The 20,020-nt window shown below is 60.7% G+C and carries 21 protein-coding genes; 10 read left to right on the plus strand and 11 right to left on the minus strand.

Features of this window, described 5'->3' with window-relative positions; translation table 11 throughout:
- Nucleotides 1–2: 2 nt before the first annotated feature.
- Entirely contained in the window at nt 3–806 is an 804-nt protein-coding gene (locus ICY20_RS01755; RefSeq protein ID WP_159962465.1) for a SirB1 family protein, read from the minus strand.
- A gap of 187 nt (nt 807–993) precedes the next feature.
- On the opposite strand from ICY20_RS01755, the gene ICY20_RS01760 reads away from it, so the two are divergent.
- Complete coding sequence (locus ICY20_RS01760; RefSeq protein WP_159962464.1) at nt 994–2,013, plus strand: Glu/Leu/Phe/Val dehydrogenase family protein; 1,020 nt, start codon at nt 994–996, stop codon at nt 2,011–2,013.
- A 55-nt stretch (nt 2,014–2,068) separates the two neighbouring features.
- Here the strand turns inward: ICY20_RS01760 and ICY20_RS01765 are convergent, their stop codons facing one another.
- Nucleotides 2,069–2,329 (minus strand): YebG family protein, encoded by a 261-nt coding sequence (locus ICY20_RS01765; RefSeq protein ID WP_122487657.1) that lies wholly within the window; start codon nt 2,327–2,329, stop codon nt 2,069–2,071.
- Nucleotides 2,330–2,579: 250 nt separating this feature from the next.
- Between ICY20_RS01765 and ICY20_RS01770 the strand changes: the two genes are divergently transcribed.
- Nucleotides 2,580–3,068 (plus strand): phosphate-starvation-inducible protein PsiE, encoded by a 489-nt coding sequence (locus tag ICY20_RS01770; protein ID WP_159962463.1) that lies wholly within the window; start codon nt 2,580–2,582, stop codon nt 3,066–3,068.
- Here ICY20_RS01770 and ICY20_RS01775 read toward each other — a convergent pair.
- From ICY20_RS01775 to ICY20_RS01785, 3 genes are all read right to left on the minus strand, one after another.
- The gene (locus ICY20_RS01775; RefSeq protein WP_159962462.1) at nt 3,065–3,379 is read right to left on the minus strand and encodes a DUF3509 domain-containing protein; all 315 of its coding nucleotides are present in this window, start codon (nt 3,377–3,379) and stop codon (nt 3,065–3,067) included. The two genes, ICY20_RS01770 and ICY20_RS01775, sit on opposite strands and share 4 nt — an antisense overlap.
- Before the next feature lie 284 nt (nt 3,380–3,663).
- Nucleotides 3,664–4,947: a serine/threonine transporter gene (locus tag ICY20_RS01780; protein ID WP_194936805.1), complete on the minus strand. Its 1,284-nt coding sequence runs from the start codon at nt 4,945–4,947 to the stop codon at nt 3,664–3,666.
- 61 nt (nt 4,948–5,008) lie between these two features.
- Nucleotides 5,009–6,385, minus strand: a complete 1,377-nt coding sequence (locus ICY20_RS01785) for an L-serine ammonia-lyase (RefSeq protein WP_194936806.1) — start codon at nt 6,383–6,385, stop codon at nt 5,009–5,011.
- A gap of 137 nt (nt 6,386–6,522) precedes the next feature.
- On the opposite strand from ICY20_RS01785, the gene ICY20_RS01790 reads away from it, so the two are divergent.
- Entirely contained in the window at nt 6,523–7,470 is a 948-nt protein-coding gene (locus ICY20_RS01790; RefSeq protein WP_159962459.1) for a LysR substrate-binding domain-containing protein, read from the plus strand.
- A 212-nt stretch (nt 7,471–7,682) separates the two neighbouring features.
- Nucleotides 7,683–8,093 carry an HPF/RaiA family ribosome-associated protein gene (locus ICY20_RS01795; protein ID WP_159962458.1) on the plus strand — a complete coding sequence of 137 codons (411 nt, stop codon included), beginning with the start codon at nt 7,683–7,685 and terminating at the stop codon, nt 8,091–8,093.
- A 58-nt stretch (nt 8,094–8,151) separates the two neighbouring features.
- Here ICY20_RS01795 and ICY20_RS01800 read toward each other — a convergent pair whose 3' ends face one another.
- Nucleotides 8,152–9,663: an MFS transporter gene (locus ICY20_RS01800; protein ID WP_194936807.1), complete on the minus strand. Its 1,512-nt coding sequence runs from the start codon at nt 9,661–9,663 to the stop codon at nt 8,152–8,154.
- Nucleotides 9,664–9,767: 104 nt separating this feature from the next.
- Here ICY20_RS01800 and ICY20_RS01805 point away from each other — a divergent pair, with 104 nt between their 5' ends.
- Nucleotides 9,768–10,640, plus strand: coding sequence for a LysR family transcriptional regulator (locus ICY20_RS01805; RefSeq protein WP_159962456.1), 873 nt, complete (start codon nt 9,768–9,770; stop codon nt 10,638–10,640).
- Nucleotides 10,641–10,647: 7 nt separating this feature from the next.
- Here the strand turns inward: ICY20_RS01805 and fecA are convergent, their stop codons facing one another.
- From fecA to ICY20_RS01820, 3 genes are all read right to left on the minus strand, one after another.
- Nucleotides 10,648–12,984 carry a TonB-dependent Fe(3+) dicitrate receptor FecA gene (gene fecA, locus ICY20_RS01810; RefSeq protein ID WP_194936808.1) on the minus strand — a complete coding sequence of 779 codons (2,337 nt, stop codon included), beginning with the start codon at nt 12,982–12,984 and terminating at the stop codon, nt 10,648–10,650.
- Nucleotides 12,985–13,075: 91 nt separating this feature from the next.
- Nucleotides 13,076–14,017 (minus strand): FecR domain-containing protein, encoded by a 942-nt coding sequence (locus ICY20_RS01815; protein ID WP_159962454.1) that lies wholly within the window; start codon nt 14,015–14,017, stop codon nt 13,076–13,078.
- Nucleotides 14,014–14,502, minus strand: a complete 489-nt coding sequence (locus tag ICY20_RS01820; RefSeq protein ID WP_159962453.1) for a sigma-70 family RNA polymerase sigma factor — start codon at nt 14,500–14,502, stop codon at nt 14,014–14,016. Before ICY20_RS01820 ends, ICY20_RS01815 begins: the two co-directional genes overlap by 4 nt.
- Nucleotides 14,503–14,672: 170 nt before the next feature.
- Between ICY20_RS01820 and ICY20_RS01825 the strand changes: the two genes are divergently transcribed.
- From ICY20_RS01825 to ICY20_RS01845, 5 genes are read left to right on the plus strand one after another with little or no spacing between them, the layout of a single operon-like run.
- Nucleotides 14,673–14,975, plus strand: a complete 303-nt coding sequence (locus ICY20_RS01825) for a DUF3649 domain-containing protein (RefSeq protein ID WP_159962452.1) — start codon at nt 14,673–14,675, stop codon at nt 14,973–14,975.
- Nucleotides 14,972–16,546: a PepSY-associated TM helix domain-containing protein gene (locus ICY20_RS01830; protein WP_194936809.1), complete on the plus strand. Its 1,575-nt coding sequence runs from the start codon at nt 14,972–14,974 to the stop codon at nt 16,544–16,546. Before ICY20_RS01825 ends, ICY20_RS01830 begins: the two co-directional genes overlap by 4 nt.
- Nucleotides 16,547–16,873: a DUF3325 domain-containing protein gene (locus tag ICY20_RS01835; protein ID WP_159962450.1), complete on the plus strand. Its 327-nt coding sequence runs from the start codon at nt 16,547–16,549 to the stop codon at nt 16,871–16,873.
- A 10-nt stretch (nt 16,874–16,883) separates the two neighbouring features.
- Nucleotides 16,884–17,462 carry an RNA polymerase sigma factor gene (locus ICY20_RS01840; RefSeq protein ID WP_194936810.1) on the plus strand — a complete coding sequence of 193 codons (579 nt, stop codon included), beginning with the start codon at nt 16,884–16,886 and terminating at the stop codon, nt 17,460–17,462.
- Nucleotides 17,459–18,436 carry a FecR family protein gene (locus tag ICY20_RS01845; protein ID WP_194936811.1) on the plus strand — a complete coding sequence of 326 codons (978 nt, stop codon included), beginning with the start codon at nt 17,459–17,461 and terminating at the stop codon, nt 18,434–18,436. The genes ICY20_RS01840 and ICY20_RS01845 overlap by 4 nt, the downstream gene beginning before the upstream one ends.
- Here the strand turns inward: ICY20_RS01845 and ICY20_RS01850 are convergent, their stop codons facing one another.
- On the minus strand, nt 18,437–18,787 hold the full coding sequence (locus tag ICY20_RS01850) for a glutaredoxin family protein (RefSeq protein WP_159962447.1): 351 nt from the start codon (nt 18,785–18,787) through the stop codon (nt 18,437–18,439).
- Nucleotides 18,787–19,791 carry a nucleoid-associated protein YejK gene (gene yejK, locus ICY20_RS01855; RefSeq protein ID WP_003171997.1) on the minus strand — a complete coding sequence of 335 codons (1,005 nt, stop codon included), beginning with the start codon at nt 19,789–19,791 and terminating at the stop codon, nt 18,787–18,789. Before yejK ends, ICY20_RS01850 begins: the two co-directional genes overlap by 1 nt.
- Between the last annotated feature and the right edge of the window lie 229 nt (nt 19,792–20,020).

The raw sequence follows: 20,020 nt of genomic DNA on the forward strand, positions 1-20,020 counted from the left end.
ATTTAGTGCACGACTGAGTTTGGGGGCAGGTGGCCTAATCGCTCGGTCAGGCGTAGTCGCTGGATCGGGTCTTCACTGAGCAGTAGCGCATGCTCCAGGTCGAAACGTTCGGCGTTGGGGCAGTCCAGCCGCTGATACAGGCTGGCCCGCGCGAGGTAGTCGGCAGCGTTGGCGTTGCCCAGTTCCAATACACGTTCGGCGTCCACCAGGGCATCGAGCGGGGCGTCGTTGGCCAGGTGCAACTGGCGCAGGTTGCGTGACAGGCGTTGCAGGATCGAGCGTGGGGCGGCGGTGTGCAGGTGCTCGGCCTGCAACTTGAGGTTGGGGCCGTATTGGCGCTGTAGCAGTTCGCGGCAATCGTTGGGGTAAAGGCGTCGGCCGCCGCAGGGGTCGAGCAGATGGTCCGCTCCGGGTACTCGCAGCAGGAAGTGCCCCGGGAAATTCACGCCAACCATTGGGATATGCAGGCGCCGCGCCAGTTCAAGGGCGATCAGGCCCATGACCAGGGGCTGCCCGCGTTTGCGCAGCAATACTTTGTCCAGCAGGGCGGCGGCAGGGCGCAGCGGGGTGAAGTCGTCCTGGGCGAACCCCAGGTCATTCAGGCGACGCAGTAACGGCTGCCCCAACTCATCGGCCGGTAACATGGGCATGCCCACGCTGACCTGTTGTTGCAGCAGCGCCAGCTCCTGCAGGATCAGCAACGGTTGCACCGTTGCGTCATGCTCGGCAGCAATCCACAGCGCCGCTTCAAACAGCGCAGGGGGGGAACGGTCCAGGCAGGCGAAAAAGGCTTTGCGGGGATTCATTGCATTCTCCGGCGTATGCCCCCGTTTTAGCCTTGCTGGGAATTTTCGTCCAGTGGCTTAAGAAATATCCCACGCTCTTATGTCGCAGGGCCTGCAAAATAAGGCGGCTTATTCCAGCGTGTTTCGGCAGTTTTCTACCGCAAGCCTATACTTGGCCCACTACCAGAAGTGATTCGGGAGCTTGACGATGTTTGCTCTCATGCACAGCACCCGCCTTGAATCGCTGCACCTGAGCGTCGACCCGGCCACCGGGCTGAAGGCGGTTATCGCCATCCATAACAGCCGCCTTGGCCCCGCTCTTGGCGGCTGTCGTTATCTCTCCTACCCCGACGACGAAAGTGCCGTGGCCGATGCCGCGCGCCTGGCCCAAGGCATGAGCTACAAAGCGGCCCTGGCCGGTTTGCCGGTGGGCGGTGGCACCGCGGTGATCCTGCGCCCCGCGCATGTGCAAAGCCGCGCCGCACTGTTTGAAGCCTTTGGCCGTTGTATCGAAAAACTCGACGGCCGCTTCATCATTGCCATCGACAGCGGCACCTCAGTGGCCGACATGGACTGCATCGCCCAACAAACCCGCTTCGTCACCAGTACTACGGCGGCCGGCGACCCATCGTCCCACACGGCCATGGGTGTGTTTGCGGGCATTCGCACCACCGCCATGGCGCGCTTGGGCAGCGATAACCTAGAAGGCCTGCGCGTGGCGGTGCAGGGCCTGGGCAACGTCGGCTTTGCCTTGGCCGAACAACTGCATGCCGCCGGCGCCGAACTGCTGGTGAGCGACATCGACCACGGCAAGGTGCAATTGGCCATGGAGCAGTTGGGCGCACACCCGATTGCCAACGACGCCTTGCTCAGCACCCCCTGCGACATCCTTGCCCCTTGCGGCCTGGGCGCGGTGTTCAATCGCCAGAGTGTCGGCCAGTTGCGCTGCGCCGCCGTGGCCGGTTCGGCCAGTGCGCAATTGACCAACCTGGAGGTGGCCGATCAGTTGGAAGGGCGCGGCATCCTCTACGCCCCCGACTACGTCATCAACTCTGGCGGTTTGATCTACGTCGCGCTCAAGCACGGCGGCGCGGAACTGACCAGCATCACCGCGCACCTGTCCAACATCGGTACACGCCTCACTGAAATCTTCGCCCACGCCCAAGCCGAAAAACGCAGCCCAGCACGGGTCGCGAACGAATTGGCCGAACGCCTGTTGTACAAATAACCCGCGCATTAAAAAGGCCCTGAATCAATGATTCAGGGCCTGTTCAATTCGGGCTTTATTCCGCCGTAGCGTTCAGCAACTCAGACAGCGCGTCTGGTTGGCTCTTGAACGCCTTGGCAAAGACATCGCGATTCTTCGCCATGTAGATCCCGGCTTCTTCGACCTGCTGCTCGCTCAGCGACGGCACGGCCTTTTGCAACACTTCTGCCAGCAACTCAGCGAGTTCAAGCATCTTGTCATGACGGTCAGCTTCGGCTTTATCCATGAACAAACGCTCCAGATCTCGGCTGCTGCGGTATACCACTTCGACGGCCATTCACCACCTCACATGCCTTCACGATAGTTGTCTTTTACGACTACTGTATTTATATACAGCGAAAAGGGTAAGCCAAACCGAAGGGTTTGGGTAGCAGTTTTTTAATGTAGCCCGTATTTACAGGTTTGGAGTGCCTCATATCACCCCGCCATCATCTCACTCTGCAGTGCCTGGCCTTTTTTCTGCATGCAGAACAACCGTCACGTCCAACCCGCATTATCCGGTCGAGCCGACCTAAGGAAGCATCATCGTGAAAATCAACTGGGCCGAAAGGCTGCGCCAGAATGTGCATGAGCTGGCTGAGTCGCTGGGCAATCTGTTTGTCGAGTCGTTCCATTACCTGGCGCTGTTCGCCATTGGTGCGGTGACGGCCTGGGCGGCGGTGATGGAATTTCTGGGGATGCTGGAGAATGGGCACATCAAGATCGATGACATCTTGCTGCTGTTCATCTACCTGGAATTGGGGGCGATGGTCGGGATTTATTTCAAGACCAACCACATGCCGGTGCGCTTTTTGATCTACGTGGCTATCACTGCGCTGACGCGTCTGCTGATCTCCAACGTGTCCCACCACAACCCGCCAGACGTAGGCATCATCTACCTGTGCGGTGGGATTCTGCTGCTGGCATTCGCGATTCTGGTGGTGCGCTACGCCTCGTCGGCGTTCCCCTCGGTGAAAGTCGAAGGCCCGCGTCGCAAGGGCGAGGCGAGCCTGGAAACCGAGAAGGGCGAGCTTTAAAGCCCGACGCTAAAGGGCAGCGCTCGCGTTGGCGGGCGCTGCAACAGCTTGTGATCGCCATCAGTCATCACCGCCAAAATCTCCATGGCGCTGTGGCCCTGCTCAATGGCAATACCGAATTGAATGCTTTGCACCAGGCGCTTGAGCCGTTGCGGGTCGTTGCGTTGTTCGGCGCTGATCATGCGCTTGGCGACCACGCCCGCCTCGTTGGACAGGGTGAGCATGATGCTGCCGTCCAGCCGCTGGATGCTCAAATTGACGCGGTATTCAGGGGTGAAGGTGTCGGTGATGATCTGAAAAGGATTGTCCATGGTGCGTACCGCCTGATAAGAACCTGCAGTCATTGACGACCGGTGTCGGGATTAGTTCGCGTTTCCTGACCACCGGCCATTCACTAAAGTCCGTTTCCCTCAAGAGCTGTACAGCAAAGGGCGTGCCGTGCGGCGTTCTGCCAGGCAGTGGGATTTGAATGTGGGAGGGGGCTTGCCCCCGATGGCAGTGTGTCAGCCAAGTATTCATTGGTTGATGCACCGCTATCGGGGGCAAGCCCCCTCCCACATTTGACCCAAGTTGTGCTTGAGACCGGTGACCTGTTTCAGGGCAGTACCGAAAAAACGATCGCAGACAGCGCAATCAGCCCAATTACCACCACAAACACGTTCGACACTTGGCCCGAGTACTGGCGCAGCGACGGCACGCGGCGGATCGCGTACATCGGCATCAGGAACAGCAGGCACGCGATGATCGGCCCGCCCATGGTTTCGATCATGCCCAGGATGCTTGGGTTGAAGGTCGCCACGGCCCAGCAGGTCAGCACCATGAACAGCGCAGTGCTGCGCTCCAGCCATTTGGCCGACATTGAACGGTTACGCCCGCGCAAGGATTTGACGATCAAACCCTGGAAGCCTTCGCTGGCACCGATGTAATGGCCGAGGAAGGATTTGGTAATGGCCACCAAGGCGATCAATGGCGCTGCGTAAGCGATCACCGGGGTTTGGAAGTGGTTGGCCAGGTAAGACAGGATTGAAATGTTTTGCGCCTTGGCGGCTGCCAAGTCAGCTGGCGACAGCGCAAGTACGCAGCTGAAGCAGAAGAACATCACGGTCAACACCATCATGCCGTGGGCGGTGGCCAAAATGCCGCTGCTTTTGCGCTCGGCCTGGGGGCCGTACACGCGTTTTTGGTCGACGGCGAACGCGGAGATGATCGGCGAATGGTTGAACGAAAACACCATCACCGGGATCGCCAGCCACAGGGTCTTGAAGAACAGTGGCAACGGCATGCCTTCGCCAGCGGAGGCGAAAAATGCGCCGTTCCAGTTGGGGATAAGACTGAGTGCCAGTAACAGCAACGCCGCGACGAACGGGTACACCAGCACGCTCATGGCCTTGACGATCACGCCTTGGCCGCAACGTACGATCGCCATCAGACCGAGGATCAGCACCAGCGACAGGATCGCCCGAGGCGGCGGGGCGATGTGCAGTTGGTGCTCCATAAAGCTGCCCAGGGTGTTGGTCAGCGCCACGCTGTACACCAGCAGGATCGGGAAGATGGCAAAGAAATACAGCAGGGTGATCAGCTTGCCTGCGCCGACGCCGAAGTGTTCTTCGACCACTTCGGTTATGTCGCCGGATTTGCCCGACAACACAAAACGCGTCAGCCCACGGTGAGCGAAGAAGGTCATCGGGAAGGCCAGCAGCGCTAGCACGATCAACGGCCAGAAACCACCGACGCCAGCGTTGATCGGCAGAAATAGGGTGCCAGCGCCGATGGCGGTGCCGTACAGGCCGAGCATCCAAGTGGTGTCGTGTTTGGTCCAGCCCTTTGTAACGGTGTTGTCTACTGCATTCTCAACGGCAGGTGTACGTACATCGGTCATCGTTATTGCCTCGTTATTATTTTTGCGCGGGCTCACGTTGGGGCGGGTAGCAGTGCTCCGATCAGCACTCCACCCAGCTGACCGCCAGGCCGCCCCGTGAAGTTTCTTTGTACTTGTCATGCATATCGGCGCCGGTATCGCGCATGGTGCGGATCACCCGGTCGAGGGAGATGAAGTGTTTGCCGTCACCGCGCAGGGCCATTTGCGTGGCGTTGATGGCCTTGACGGCGGCGATGGCGTTGCGCTCGATGCACGGCACCTGAACCAGGCCACCGACGGGGTCGCAGGTGAGGCCGAGGTTGTGTTCCAGGCCGATTTCGGCGGCGTTTTCCAGTTGCTCGGGGGTGGCGCCAAGGATGTCGGCGAGCCCGGCGGCGGCCATGGCGCAGGCCGAACCGACCTCGCCCTGGCAGCCGACCTCGGCGCCGGAGATCGAGGCGTTTTTCTTGCACAGGATGCCGACAGCGGCGGCAGCCAGGAAGAAATTGACCACGTCGTCGTCGGACGCGTCGGCGTTGAATTTCATGTAGTAATGCAGCACCGCCGGGATGATCCCCGCCGCGCCATTGGTGGGCGCAGTGACCATGCGCCCGCCGGCGGCGTTTTCTTCGTTGACGGCGAGGGCAAACAGGTTCACCCACTCCATCGCCGACAGGGTCGAAGTGATGACATTCGGTTTGCCGATTTCCAACAGGCTGCGGTGCAATTTCGCCGCACGGCGTGGCACATCCAGGCCGCCGGGCAAGATGCCTTCATCGCGCAGGCCTTGCTCCACGCACTCGCGCATCACCGACCAGATATGAAGCAAACCACTGCGGATTTGTTCATCGCTACGCCAGGCCAGCTCGTTGGCCATCATCAATTCGGAAACCCGCAGGCCGTGCTTGTTGCACAAGGCCAGCAGTTCGACGGCGCTGGAAAAGTCGTAGGGCAATTCCACATCGCTGGTCGGCGCGATACCGGAGGCGGCCTCAGCCGCTTCGATGATGAAGCCGCCGCCCACTGAGTAGTAGGTTTGTTCGCTCAACAAGCCTTTGTCGCCATAGGCGTGCAGGGACATGGCGTTGGGGTGGTAGGGCAGGCTTTCATCCAGCAGCAGGAGGTCGGTGTGCCAGTTGAAGGCAATGTCCTGCTGGCCTGCGAGCAACAGGCGGCCAGACTCGCGCAGATGTTGAATGCGGCCGTTGATCGAAGTGGGGTCGACCGTGTCCGGCCATTCGCCCATCAGGCCCATGACGCAGGCGCGGTCGGTGGCATGGCCCACACCCGTGGCGGACAGCGAGCCGTATAGGCGCACTTCAACGCGGCGGGTGTCGCTCAGCAATTGTTGGTCGATCAGCGCCTGGGCAAAGGTCGCCGCCGCCCGCATGGGGCCGACGGTATGGGAGCTGGATGGGCCGATGCCCACTTTGAATAGATCGAAAACACTGATAGCCATGCTAAAGCCTTACAAGCAATGGAGTAGGAATCGCTGCCATGTTTTGTAGGACGAGCGCAATTGGCGCGATACTGAGCCTCTGGATCGGCACTGACCAACGAATTATCCTAAGACACCCTTTAGCAGGACTAAACCCTATGACCCGCCACCTTCATGGCCAGACCTACGTCTGGTTGCACGTTTTCTCCTGCGCCGCGCGGCATTTGTCGTTTACCCGCTGCGCTGAAGAACTGCACATCACGCCGGGGGCGGTGAGCCAGCAGATTCGCCAACTGGAGGAGCGCCTGGGTTTTCGTTTGTTTCATCGGCGCGCGCGGGGCGTGGAGCTAAGTGCAGAAGGGCAGCGACTGGCAGCGACGGTAGGGGAGGCTTACGGCAGCATCGATGCCGAATTGCAGCGGCTGGATGCGGGGATGATCAGCGGCACGTTACGCCTGCGTTCTATCCCTTCGTTTCTCGGCAAATGGCTGACGCCACGATTGCCGCGCTTGCAGCAACGTTTCCCGGATATTCAACTGCGCATGGTCGCCGAAGACAGCAGCATCGCGTTGCATGAGGGTGACTTCGACCTGGCCATCGACCTGAACGATGGCAGCTACCCCGGCCTGTTATCCACAGCCCTGTTGGATGAGCAAATTTTCCCGGTGTGCGCCCCGAGCCTGCTGCGCGGTCGCCCGCCGTTGCATGGCCCGGCCGATCTGGTGCATTTTCCGCTGCTACACGACATTACCGCCTGGCGTGGGAGTTATGAGTACGCCGAGTGGGAGTTTTACCTGAATGCCATCGGCTATCACGAAGCCGACGTACGCCGTGGTCACACGTTCAACCGCAACCACTTGACCATCGAAGCGGCCATCGCCGGGATGGGCGTGGCCATTGCTCGGCGTACCTTGCTCAATGATGAGCTGGAGCGCGGCACCTTGATCGTGCCGTTTGGCCTGGCTGTGCCCAATCACAAACGCTACGTGCTGCTGTACGCGCCAGGCGCGCTGAGCCATCCGGGCGTGCGGGCGGTGCATGATTGGCTGGTGGAAGAAGCAGAGATTTTTCGCGGATTGCACCCGTTGGGAGAGGGGCAATTATGAAGTCGGCTGGGCGTAAGAAGATGTAACTAACTCCCCACCCTAACAGTGTTTTTGCTCGTAGTCAGACTTAATTTGTAATGTGGGATTTATCTTTTCAAAGGGGTTGAATTGTTTCTCTGACTGCTCAATTGTGTAGTCAAGAGGTCATGGTTTCACCGCATCGGTGTTGCAGTTGTGACCTCTCGCGAGCTAGCTGAAATAAGGGAAGAACTATGCAAATCCAAGTCAATAGCGATAACCATATTGAAAGCAGCATCCGACTGGAGGAGTGGGTACGAACTACCATTGAGAGCACGCTCGACCGTTACGAAGAAGACCTGACCCGAGTGGAGGTCTACCTGCGGGATGAAAACGGCGACAAGCCTGGCCCGCACGATCTGAGTTGCCGCCTGGAAGCGCGGCCAAAAGGCCATCAACCGCTCTCGGTACTGCATAAAGCCGATACCCTGGAACAGGCGATCGATGGTGCAGCCACCAAGCTCGATCACGCGCTGGAGCATTTGTTTGGTCGACTGCAAGGCAAGCCACGCGCTGCCGGTAAAAGTCTGTCGGATACCAAGGTCAATGAAGATGAGCTTGAGCAGGAGTTTCTGGAAAAAGAACGCGCCGTGTTTAACAGCTGATAGCTGACAGTTCTTTCATCCCCTACCGAACGGGCCTGCATTTGCAGGCCCGTTTTCGTTACTGGCCGCGTCGGAAAAAATACCCGCTCAGCACGGCCAACCCGGCAGCCCCCACGCCCGCGAAGAGCATGGCCCAGCCAGCGCCATGGCGCAGTGCCACCCGGGCGTCGTCAGCGCTCAGGCCCAATAAGTCCAACTTGCCCGCCGCGATATTTTGGCTGATGGTCGGCCAATCCATTGCCGTGCTTGCGGGCAACAGGGCGGCCAGTTGATGGCTGATCCCCAGTAGCAACACCAAACCCATCAGCGCGATGTTGAGCGCCAGGGTGATCAGTCGTGCACTCAGGTCGATGCCCGAGGCCATGCCGGCGCGGTCGGCCGAGACTGAACCGGTGGTGGTGTTGGTGGTGGGTGAGTTGGTCAAGGCGAGGCCAACCCCGGCAATCATGCAACTGAGCAGCACCAGCACGATGCTCGGTTGGGCGGTACTGTTGGTGACCGCCATGCTCAAGAACCCCGCGCCCATCAGGCCCAGGCCGAGGGGGATGATGCGTTCGGCGCCGTAGCGCAGGGCCAGGCGTTCGGCCAGCGGCGGCACCAGCAAGGTGGGCAAGGTGTAGGCAAGCAGGGCGCCGCCGGTGGTGAGGGTGTCGTAGCCCAACCCCGCCTGGAAATACAGCGGCAGGTAGATCATGAACGGCCAGAAGCTGAAATTCATGCCGACCGAACCCATCAACGCGCCGTTGAAACGCTGGATACGAAACACTGAGAAATCGAACATCGGGTGGGCGCTGCGGCGTTCAACGTAGATGAACAGCAGCAATCCGGCCAACGACAAAGCAGCCCAGCCGAGCATGGCCGGTGTGCCGAAACCGTACTCGCTGCCCTGGGTAATGAAGTACACCAAGGCGAACACCGCCAGTGTCAGGGTGAGCATGCCGGCGATATCGAGGCGATGGCCGGCGGGGTCGCGAGACTCCTGCACGCTGATATGCAGCAGTCCCAATGTAAGCAAGGTCAGCGGCAAGTGGACGAGAAATACCCAGCGCCAGTCAGCCACCGCCAAGATCAACGCGCCGACCATCGGCCCGAACCCCAAGCCTATGCCGGCGATCACGCCCCACACCGCAAAGGCCCGCGCTCGTGCTGCCGGCTCGCGGAATTGGTGCGACAGAATCGCGAACTGACAGATCATCATCGCCCCAGCGCCAACGCCCTGTACGAAACGTGCCGTGATCAGCGTAGAAGCATCGCTGGCCAACCCACAGGCCAGCGAAGCGAAACCGAACAGCCATAAACACAGCACCAGCATGCGCCGGCGGCCAAAGCGATCCGCCAGCGTACCGGCGGCCATCAGCACGCTGGTGCAGGCCAGGGTGTAGGCATTCATGATCCATTGGGCGTCCTGGAAGCCGGTGCCCAGTTGCTGTTCGAGGGTGGGCAGGATGACGGGCACGCTGGAGATTTCCAGCCCGAACATCAGGGCCACCAGGCAGACGGCGGTGAGGGCCAGGCCGTTTCTGGTGGTGCTTGGCGTGCTGCGGGCCGATAACGTGGCGGCGGGGGGCATGTGATTCTCCTGAAAGATGACGTGCCGTTATTTTCAGGGGAATTCAGCGATTTATTCGTGATAAGTTTTCCGTTAATAGGGGAATCAAGGGCGACAATCCAACCATGGCCATCCCACGTTTTGACGGCGTTGAACTGTTTCTACACATTGTGGAAAGCGGCAACCTGACGGAGGCCGCCGAGCGGCTGAACCTCACGCGCTCCGCGGTCGGCAAAGGCCTGGCGCGGTTGGAGGCACGCTTGGGCACGCGCCTGTTGCAGCGCTCAACCCGACGCCAACATCTGACCGAAGATGGACAGGCATACTACGAGCATTGCCTACGCGCACTGGCAGAACTCGAAGCTGCCGAATCGGTACTGGAAAGCGGTCGGCAACAGCCAAGGGGACGCTTGAGGGCCAGCGTGCCGTTGGCGTTCGGGCATCACTATGCGGCGCCTGCGCTGTGGGGGTTGATGGAGCGTTTTCCAGAGTTGGAGATCGAGATTTCATTCTCTGACCGCATGACCGACCTGGTGCAGGAAGGCTTCGATATCGCCGTGCGCATCGGCTCATTACCCGACACCGATCGCCTGAACGCACGCCGTCTGGGGGAGCAGGCCATGGGCCTGGCCGCATCACCGGCCTATCTGCAACGCGTGGGTCGAATTAAGTCCAGCGATGATCTGACAGGCCATCGAGGCATTGCCTACAGAACCAACACCCCTCATCGCTCACGGATGAAATCGCCGCTGGTGCTGGACGACCTCCAGGCCGTGGCCGATGCCGCCATTGCAGGTGTTGGCCTGGCGTGGTTGCCGAGTTGGCTGATCGCCCATTACGTGCTGCGCGGTCAACTCGAAGCGGTGCTGCCGGAGTACCGCGAACAGCCTGCGCCGATTCACGTGCTCTGGCCGACCGCACCCCATATGCCGGCCAAAACCCGCTGCGCCATCGACGCGCTGGTAGCGGCCACCCCCAGTTGCCTGGCAGGCAACTGATGTGTGGCTAGAACGCGATAGAGGTCTGCACGTAGACCGTACGCGGCTCACCCACGTACTTGCCTTTGTTGTTGTCATCAAACGAGCGGGTGAAGTACTGGGTGTTGAAGATGTTTTTCACACCCACCGCCACGTTCAGATCCGACAGTTGCGGGCCGAAATCGTACGCGGCGCGGCTGCTGAACAGCATGTAGCCAGGGATGCGTCCGGTGCTGCCGTCAGCACTTTCCTGCTGGGTATTGGCGTTGTCGGCGAATTGGCTGCTCTGGAAGCTGCTGTCCACATTGAGTTTCCAACGGCCTTCGGTGTAACCCACACCCATCGTGCCTTTGTGCTTGGACGAGAAGGGCACGCGGTTGCCTTTGTTTGGGCCGTCTTCGCGGATGGTGGCATCGACGTAGGCGTAGCTGGCGTACACATCAAACCCTGCCAGTGCCGGGCTCAAACCGTCGAGGGCGTAGTTGACGCTGGTTTCGATACCTTGGTGGCGAGTCTCGCCACGGGCGATCACCGAGTCGTCGGTCTGGTTGCTTTCATATTGGTTGTCGAAGTTGATCAGGAAGGCGCCGATTTCTGCACGCAGGGTGCCGTCGTCATAGCGCGTGCCGATTTCCCAGGTGCGGGCCTTTTCCGGTTTGACTTGCCCACTGGGCACGCGCTTGGCCATCTGGCTGTACTGCACGCTGCCGAACGAGCCTTCGGTGTTGGCGTAGAGGTTCCAGCTGTCGGTGAGGTGGTAGAGCACGTTCAATGCCGGCAACGCGGTGCTGTAGTCGCCTTTGTAATTGAGGTTGTTGATGTGGTCGGTCTGCTGCGACTTGATCATTTCGTAGCGGATGCCCGGGGTGATGGTCCACTTGCCGATATCAATCCGGTCATCAATGAAGAACGCGTTGGCTTCGGTGCTGCCACGGGTGTCACGGTCGTTCTTGCTGCCGGTGTTGGGGATTTGCTGCTCGGCCGCGATCGGCGTGGTGTAGCGCAGCTCGTGGCCGGCTTCGTTGATGTAGCGATAGCCCACGCCCACTTCGTGACTGGTATTGCCAAGGTCGAAGCCTTGGGCGAAGCGGGTTTCGAGGCCGCGCACCCAGTATTCGCGAGGTGACAGTGACAGGAAGCGGGTCTGGTCGAGGTAGCCGTTGCGCAAGGTGGTGGTGAAGAAGGTGCTCACGGTGAATTCGCGGCGGTCTTCTTCGTAGCGGTAACCGGCGTTAAACATCGTACGGCGGCCCCAGAATTTGTCGTAGGGGCGGGTGGACTGATACGGGTCAGCCTTATAGTCCGCCACGTTCAAACCCCCAGGCATATCGGCCTGGCCTTCGTAGTACTGGGCCATGGCGTTGAAGCTGTTGGCTTCGTCCAGTTGGTAGTTGCCCTTGAGAATCAGGTCGTCGATGCGCGTGTTGCTGTTTTCACGCCAGTCGCCGCCACGGGTGCCGGAGTACAAAATCGCGCCGCCCAGGCCGTTGTCGGCGGTGCCGCCGGCCAGCAGGTTGGCGGTGGTCTTGAAGCCATCGTGGCTGGAGGACGGGCTGGTTTCAGTCTGGAAACCACCTTTGACCGTGGGTGCATCCGGGATCGCCCGGGTTACGAAGTTGACCACGCCGCCGACGTTTTGCGGGCCGTAGCGCACCGCGCCGCCGCCGCGAACCACGTCCACGGCGTCCATATTGCCCATGCTGATGGGCGCAAACGACAGCTGCGGTTGGCCGTAGGGCGCGAAGGGCACCGGAATGCCGTCCATCAACACCGTGGAGCGCGACGCCAGGCGCGGGTTGAGGCCGCGAATGCCGAAGTTCAGCGCCATGTCGTGGCTGCCGGTGCCGTTGTTTTCCGGGGCGTTGACGCCGGGGATGCGGTTGAGCACATCGCGGGCCTGGGTGGCGCCCTGGCGTTCGAACTCTTCACGGCGGATCACATCACGGGCGCCGGGGTGTTCGAACACATTGGTCTGCGCGGCGTCGCCGAGCCAGTCGCCGACCACGCTGGAGGTGCCCAACTCGATGGTCGCGGGAGCGTTGGCCGGTTGCAGGCTGTAGGCATTGTCGCCTTCGGCGCGGGCTTGCAGGCCGGTGCCTTCCAGCAGTTTTTGCAGGCCTTCGGCGGTGCTGAAATTGCCCGACAGACCACGGCTCTGCATGCCCGCAGTCACCTCGGAACCGAAGGAAATCAACACGCCGGCTTCGCGGCCAAATTGATTCAGCGCGGCTTCCAGCGACGACGGTGCGATGTGATAGGGCTTGGCGTCAGCGGCCATTGCTGCGGGCAGCACAGTAAGACTCAGGCTGGCGCCGAGTAGGAGTTGGCGCACAGTACGGGCAAGAAACGTCGGTTGCTGGGGCATGAAGAGCGGTCCTGAGAAGGAAGGATCAAGGTGGCTTTCCTTCTCTGTCACGCGAGGTGTGGAAAACGGCTCACACTTTTATCAAATGAATTTAAACCCGTGCCTGCACGGTGACCCAATAGCGGGTAAAGCGCCGCACCTTGACCGGCAGGCTGACTTCCAGCAGGTCGAGAATGCGCTCGCTGTCGTCCAGTGGGTAGCTGCCCGAGATGAGCAGGTTGGCTACCTGCGGGTCGCAGTTAACCTGGCCCCGGCGATAACGGCCCAGTTCGCCGAGGAAATCTTCCAGGCGCATGTGGGCAGCCACTAGCATGCCGTCGGCCCAGGCGCCGCTGTTGGCATCAGTAGGGCGCGGGGTGTCCCAGCCCTTGCGGGTGAAGTTGACTTGGTGCGCGGCCTGCACCGTCAGCGGCAGCCCGCTGTAGGTGTTGGGCATCACCTCGACCTGGCCGTCGAGCACTGCCAGTTGGGCGTGGTCGTTGAATTGGCGCACGTTGAACCGCGCCGTCTGGCTGGTGAGCAGGCCTTGGCCGGTCAATACGTTGAGCGGTGTGCTGCCTTTGGCGCCGGTCAGCAGTATTTCGCCTTCAAGCAGGCGGATCAGCCGCTGCTGGCCATCGAAATGCACATCCACCGCACTGCCGGTATTGAGCTGCAACTGGCTGCCATCCGCCAATTGCACCTTGCGGCGTTGGCCCACCGGGCTGCGGTAATCGGCGGTCAGTGGCGGCAGGATATGGTGCTGGCGCAGGCTCCACGCGGCGGCAGAACCGGCCCCCAGGATCAACAGCAGCTTGAGCGCCTGGCGACGGCTGGTGGAGGTCGGCGCGTTCAAGGCGGCGTGGGCCAGGGGCGAGGGCATGCCGCGTAGGCGTTGGTTGACGCGCTGCATGTGGTCCCAGGCACGCTGGTGTTCGCTGTGGGCATTGAGCCATTGCTGCCAGGCCGCTTGCTGGCGCGGGTTAAGTGCGCCTTGCTGCATTTGCATCAGCCAATTCACGGCTTGTTCGGCGACTTGGGTCGAGAAATTCATAGGGCGAAATAGCAGCGCATGGCCGCCTTGGTCAGGTGGCGTTTGACGGTGGCGATGGAGATACCCAATTGCGCGCCAATTTGCGCATAGGTGAGGCCATCGAGCTGGGCCAACAGGAACGCACGCTTGACCTGGACGGGCAGGCCATCGAGCAGTTGATCCAGCTCGACCAGGGTCTGCAGGATAATTGCGCGTTCTTCTTCTGACGGCGCCACGTGCTCAGGCATTTGTGCCAGGGCGTCGAGGTAGGCGCGTTCCAGGTCTTGGCGGCGGTAGAAGTTGAACAGCACGCGCTTGGCCACCGTGGTGAGGAAGGCGCGGGGTTCGATCAGTGTGGGTGTTTCACGGGCGGTGAGCACACGAATAAAGGTGTCTTGTGCCAGGTCTGCGGCGCTTTGCGGGCAGCCGAGCTTGCGTCGCAACCAGCCGGTGAGCCAGTGGTGATGGTCGTTGTACAGAACTTCGACGGTGTTGGACGGCTGCAACGGGAATACTCCACACGTATCGGCATACGTTAGAGAACAAGAATTGTTCGCATTGTAGGCGGCTGGGTGGGGTTCGGCAATGCGTCAGCGCAGGTGTTTCATCTGTTCTGTTTTGCTTATGAGAATATTTATCATTAATATTGCTGGCTGATGAACCTGGCGCCTCCTGCATGAAAAGCAAAACCTCACTTCCCGCACGTTACCGTTTGGCTGTCACTTCGCGCGTGCTCGCAGCGGTGGTCGGTGGCTACCTGATGGCCTCGCTGGCCGCCATCTGCCTGGCGTTATGGATGCCCACGTCCCGCGCCGATGCGGTGATCACCGGGATGATGAGCTCGTTTGTGTTCTATCTGCTGGCGGTGCTCTGGTGCTTTGCCTGCCGTACGGCATGGCGTGCCTGGTTTGGCGTGATGCTGCCCAGCGCCGCGTTTGCCACCCTGGCAGGCGTAGGGCTGTGGATGGTGCGCACATGAAAGAGGGCTTTCGCCAGGCGATGGCCTGGTTGCACACGTGGGCCGGGCTGATCTTTGGCTGGCTGCTGTTTGCGATTTTCCTGACGGGCACCTTGTCGTATTTCAAGGATGAGATCAGCCATTGGATGCAGCCCGAAATGCAGGCGTATCCACTGGACGATGCCCGCAGCCTGAACGTTGCGCAGACCTATCTGCAGCAAGTGGCGCCGAGCGCCGCACGTTGGTTTATCAACTTGCCAGACAGCCGCGACCCCGCCCTGACGGTGATGTGGCAAGACAAGATCGACCCCGGCAAGCGCGGCAATTTCACCCGCAAAACCCTCGACCCGGTGACCGGCCAAGACGTGCAGGCCCGCGAAAGCATGGGTGGCGACTTCTTCTATCGCTTCCACTTTCAACTGCAAATGCCCCACCCCTGGGGCCGCTGGCTGTCGACGATCGCCGCGATGGTGATGTTTGTTGCATTGATCACCGGCATCATCACCCACAAAAAAATCTTCAAGGACTTTTTCACCTTCCGCCCCCGCAAGGGCCAGCGCTCCTGGCTCGACGGGCATAACGCGGTGGGTGTGCTGGTGCTGCCTTTCCACTTGATGATCACCTACAGCAGCCTGGTGATTTTCATGAGCATGGTGATGCCGGCGCCGATCCTGGCCTCATATGGTGGCGATACCCGCGCGTTCTTCAACGAGGTGTTCCCCGCCACCAACAACGCACCGGCGCTGGGCCAGCCAGGCACGTTGATGCCGCTGTTGCCGATGTACGAGCAAGCACGGGCGCAATGGGATGGTGGCCATGTCGGGCGGCTGGGGGTCAATAACCCCGGTGATGTGAACGCCTCGGTGAATGTGTATCGCGCCAGTTCCGACAACGTGGTGCATGAATTCGACAGTATCGTGTCGTTCAACGGCAACACCGGTGAGTTGTTACGCGCCAGCGGCGAGCAGTCGCTGCCGGCAGTGATCGGTGGCAGTTTCTACGGCCTGCACATGGGCCATTTCGCCGGCCCGGTGCTGCGCTGGTTGTATTTTATCTGCGGCCTGGCGGGCACCGCGATGATTGGCACCGGCCTGGTGATCTGGCTGGGCAAACGTCAGCTCAAGCACGCCAAGACCGGCGTGATGCCATTTGAATTGCGCCTGGTGGAGGTGCTGAACATCGCCAGCATGTCCGGGCTGATGATCGCCATCGCTGCGTTCTTCTGGGCCAATCGCCTGCTGCCGGTGAGTGTTGCCGAGCGCTCTGATTGGGAAGTGCAAACCTTCTTTATTGCCTGGGGCGTAAGCCTGTTGCACGCGATTGTGCGTCGCGGTCGCCAGGGTTGGGTCGAGCAACTGAGCTGCGGCGCGCTGCTGTTTGTGGCGATTCCCGTGCTCAATGCACTTACAACCTCGCATCATCTGGGTGTTTCTCTGGCGACGGGCGACTGGGCCATGGCCGGTTTCGACCTGACGTGCCTGACCAGCGGTGTATTCCTCGGCTGGGCGGCCTGGAAGATGCAGCATCGTACCGCCGCGCAACCCAAGGCCGAACGCGCACGCCCATTGGCTTTCAAGCAGGAGGCGAACTGAATGCTCCTCGCACTCTTGATGTGTTACGCGGGGTTTACCGCGTTGTGCCTGGCCACCGACCGTCATCATGGCGAGCTGCTGCACAGCAAGCCGTCGCCCCGTCGGCGCCTGGGGCTACGTGCCGTCGGTTGGTTGCTGCTGACCGCTTCGATCTGGCCAGCCGTCACCATCGCTGGCTGGAGCCGGGGCCTGGTGGAGTGGTGCGCGGTGTTGATGCTCAGCGCATTGCTACTGGTGCTGTTATTGCCGTATCGGCCAAGGCTGGCCTTGATGTTGGCGGGCGTCGGCCTGCTGGCCAGCCCTGTTGCGGCTTTCGCCACCCTCTGAGCGCCCCTTCATGATGATCAGCACCCCGCCCGAATCCCAAGACAGCCAGCAGGCTGATGTGGCGGGCGGGCGTGCGCACTTTCTGCAAGTGTTCCTCTCCCAGCGTTCGCAGATGGAAGCCCTGGTCAGCCGGCGTGTGGGCTGTCGCGCCACGGCGGCGGACCTGGTGCAGGATTTATTCCTGCGCTTCTGGCGTCGGCCGTTGGTGCAGGTCGAAGAACTCAGCACCTACCTGCTGCGCTGCGCTGGCAACATTGCCATCGACCATCTGCGCAGTGAAGGCGCACGCGCGCGCAACAGCGAAAGTTGGATGCCCGAGCAGCAACATAACCAAAGCTGTGAACCCCAGGCCGCGCTTGAAGCAGGCAATGACCTGCGCCATGTCGAAGCCGCGCTGCGCAGTTTGCCGGAACGCACTCGGCAGATCTTCCTGCTCAACCGCATTCATGGCCGCAAGTACGCCGAAATCGCCAAGGCCATGGGTTTATCCCAAAGTGCCGTGGAAAAACATATGATGCGTGCCCTCGAAGCCTGCAAGGCCAGCCTTCGTGGACCCTCACCCCCACGCACGCCAGGGAAAGCACCGTGAACCGCACCCCCACGCCCGACCAGGAACACGCCGCCCTGGCCTGGCTGAGCCTGCTGCACGATCAGCCCAGCAGCGGTGACCAAGCCACGTTCAGCCGGTGGCTGCGGGCCGACCCCGCGCACATAGAAGCTTATTCACAGGCCCAGGTGCTGTGGGAGTTGAGCGAAATACCGGCACGTAAACTGGCAGACGAAGACGCGCTGGCATTACAGGGCTACCTCAATGCGATGAACACCTCCAGGCGTTCGCGGGTGGTGCGTTGGTCTGGTGCCTTGGCGATGGCCGCGTGCTTGCTGCTGATGGTGTCGTTGGGCGCGGGTTGGCAACCTTTACGCTGGGTCGATGACTTTGGCGCCGACTACGTGACTGCGCCGGGGGAAGTGAAAACCGTCACCCTGGCCGATCAATCCCTGGTCACCCTCGACGCCGACAGCGCGATTGCTGTGGATTTCAGCCACGGCGAGCGACATATCCAATTGCGTCGTGGCGCGGGGTTTTTTAGCGTGACCCACACGGGCCAATCCTTTGTAGTACAAGCGGGCACGGGGGAAGCGCGGGTGCTGGGCACTCAGTTTGAAGTGCGCCTGCAACCGGCAGGTGCGCAGGTGACGGTATTGTCTGGACGCGTTGGGGTAACACCCTCCAAGAGCGGCCAGCAGCAGATTCTGACGGCAGGCCAGCAAGTGGCCTACGCCGATGGCATCGCCGATCCGATGCACCCGGTCGACAGTGAATCACGCCTGGCTTGGCGCGACGGTTGGCTTAACTACTACAAGGCGCCGCTGGCCGATGTGGTCAAGGACCTGGAGCGTTACTACCCCGGCCGCATTTTGTTGCTCAACGACGAAATGGGCGCCAAGCGCGTGAGTGGCAGCTTTCCGAGCAAAGACCCGCAGGCGGTGCTGAATGCGTTGCAGGCCGTGCTGGGTTTCGAGCAGCACAATGTGCTCGGGCGGATGATCGTGGTGCGCTGATTACTTCAGCGCGGCCATGATCCTTTCGGGGTTGTAATCGCGAATCAGCGTGCCGTTGACGTCCACAAACGGAATTCCACCGCCGCCCAATGCCTCATACGCCTTGCGCGCCTGGGCGTCTTTCTCGATATCAAACGCCTGGTAAGGGATGCCCTTCTGGTCCAGGAAGCGGCGGATCTGCTTGCAGTACCCGCACCACTCGGTGGCATACAGCACCACCCGCGCCGAAGCCCGGGTTTGTTCCGAAACCACCTGCGACGGGTTAAACACCCGCTCGATCTTGCCCCAGTTCTGGATCACCACGACGACCAACAACACCAGCAGGACTTTCTTTAAAACCCCGCCGAGCATCAGTTACGGCGCTTGAGCTGGTCAGTCAGTTGGGTAGGCAAACCCTTGATGATCAAGGTGCCGGCCGCTTCGTCATACTCGATCTTGTCGCCCAGCAAGTGCGCTTCAAAGCTGATGGACAAACCCTCGGCGCGACCGGTGAAGCGGCGGAACTGGTTGAGGGTGCGTTTATCTGCCGGGATCTCCGGTGACAGGCCGTAGTCCTTGTTGCGGATATGGTCGTAGAACGCTTTAGGCCGATCTTCATCGATCAACCCCGACAGTTCTTCCAGGCCCATGGGCTCACCGAGCTTGGCCTGGCTGCTGGCGTAGTCCACCAGGGTCTTGGTTTTTTCGCGGGCGGACTCGTCCGGCAGGTCTTCGCTTTCAACGAAGTCACTGAAGGCCTTGAGCAGGGTGCGGGTCTCGCCTGGGCCGTCGACGCCTTCCTGGCAGCCGATGAAGTCGCGGAAGTATTCCGAGACCTTCTTGCCATTCTTGCCCTTGATGAACGAGATGTACTGCTTGGACTGCTTGTTGTTCTGCCACTCGGAGACGTTGATGCGCGCCGCCAGGTGCAACTGGCCCAGGTCCAGGTGGCGTGAAGGGGTCACGTCCAGCTCATCGGTCACCGCCACGCCTTCGCTGTGGTGCAGCAGTGCGATGGCCAGGTAGTCGGTCATGCCTTGTTGGTAGTGGGCGAACAACACGTGGCCGCCGGTGGAGAGGTTGGACTCTTCCATCAGCTTCTGCAGGTGCTCGACCGCCGTGCGACTGAAGGTGGTGAAATCCTGACCACCGTCGAAATACTCCTTCAACCAGCCGCTGAACGGGTGCGCGCCAGACTCGGCATGGAAGAAACCCCAGGCCTTGCCTTGTTTGGCGTTGTAGCTCTCGTTGAGGTCGGCAAGCATGTTCTCGATGGCGGCGGATTCGGACAGCTCTGAATCGCGGGCATGAAGAACTGCGGGTGTGCCGTCGGGTTTTTTGTCGATCAGGTGGACGATGCAATGACGGATCGGCATGGGCTTCTCGGCTGGTTGAAGGGGAGCGGTTGGCCTCCCCGAAAAGTCGCCCAGTGTACCGCACCCATTGGCCAAGACACGTGTTGTAGGGCATTTTGGACGCTCTCCGACGGGCCATATGCCTTTTTTTCACGGTTTAGAGCGATAAAGCTGACCAAAAGGGTAGGTAGAGGCGGATATTTCCCCGTCTCTGTGCTAGTTTTGCCCCGTCTTACGCCAAGTCTCGGCG

Source organism: Pseudomonas pisciculturae (assembly GCF_015461805.1).
Taxonomy (GTDB): Bacteria; Pseudomonadota; Gammaproteobacteria; order Pseudomonadales; family Pseudomonadaceae; genus Aquipseudomonas; species Aquipseudomonas pisciculturae.